This window comes from Acinetobacter sp. YH16044, from assembly GCF_013417145.1.
Classification (GTDB): domain Bacteria; phylum Pseudomonadota; class Gammaproteobacteria; order Pseudomonadales; family Moraxellaceae; genus Acinetobacter; species Acinetobacter amyesii.
Genome location: NZ_VPEK01000169.1, coordinates 1 through 1,172 on the forward strand (window position 1 = coordinate 1; position 1,172 = coordinate 1,172).

General features: G+C 38.1%; 1 protein-coding gene. It reads right to left on the minus strand.

Translation table 11 applies throughout. The features are described from left to right. Window positions 1–819: replication initiation protein RepM (gene repM / locus FTV38_RS17795; protein WP_180023078.1), on the minus strand; the 819-nt coding region annotated here is incomplete at its 3' end. Window positions 820–1,172: the final 353 nt, after the last annotated feature.

Here is a 1,172-nt window from a genome sequence, read left to right on the forward strand (position 1 = left end):
TTCGCTACCAACTTCGGGCAGTTCAGATAATTTGTGTGCAAACAAATGCCGTTGTGCATCGGTCATTTCGACAAAGAAATCAGGTGTGTTTGGATCTCGTTTTGGGTCGGTTCTTTGTTCTACTTTTGGTTGTGGTTTTTGTTTAAATCGGAATGAAAAACCAGTAACTGAACGCCCTGTTTTATGCTGTGCAACAGATACAATAATATCCGTATGTTCATTGATTTGCTTAATTGATGGCTCTAGTACACGGGATTTAAGTACATCAATTCGCTTGTAATCTCCCTCATTAATTCCTATCTGTTTTTTAAAGTCATCCAACCCAATTACGGGTGTTTTTCCTGTGCTACGCCAAGCAATTAAAATTTCGTATAAGCGAACAGCATAGGCACTTTTTAATTGACTAACTTGTTCTAATTCATAGCTTGTGAAGTGTTTTTCTAGTCGAGTAATTAGCGGGATAATAGCGGGAGCAAAAATTAACTTAACAACTGCTTCTTGTTCAACGTAAATAACTTCGCTTACCCAGCGTGATTTATGATGCTGGATATTCCCCTTTTCGCTAAGGCTTTGATAGCTGAATTGTCTTGCAAAAAGATCATCACAAGCATCTTTCAAGGCTTGATATGCGGTATTTCGATGCACTCCAAATTGATTTATATAGCTTTCTGCATGAATGTTTAAAGGGTCATTCGCATTAATTCCTTTGCCTGATTCCCTTGCTTCCACAATTGCTAGCAGAATTAACCGTTGTTCTGTTAGGTCAAGGTTGTAACTAGCATTGATTAGAGCATTGTCTTTGACTACTAATTCCGACATCTCCCACCTATAATTTTTATGATGTAAATCCACCATAATATTTTATGATGGATTATGCAAGGTAAATGGTGGAGTATTGAGAAATTCTTGCAAGGTAAATGGTGGAGTATTGCAAGGTAAATGGTGGAGAATGATCGCTGAAACGCACGTATACCAATGATTTCAGCCCTCCTAAAAGCATTTAAAAGCTTTTTATATTATTAAAAGCCCAAAAAAATTAAAAACGGCATTTAAAACTGCCCTATGTTTTCGCTTCGCTCAAACTCTATTGAATCTCGCTGCGCTCGATTCCTGGGGGCAGTTTTTCTCAAAGACCGGCTAGGACGCTAAAAACAAGAATGGATTCGCTTCGC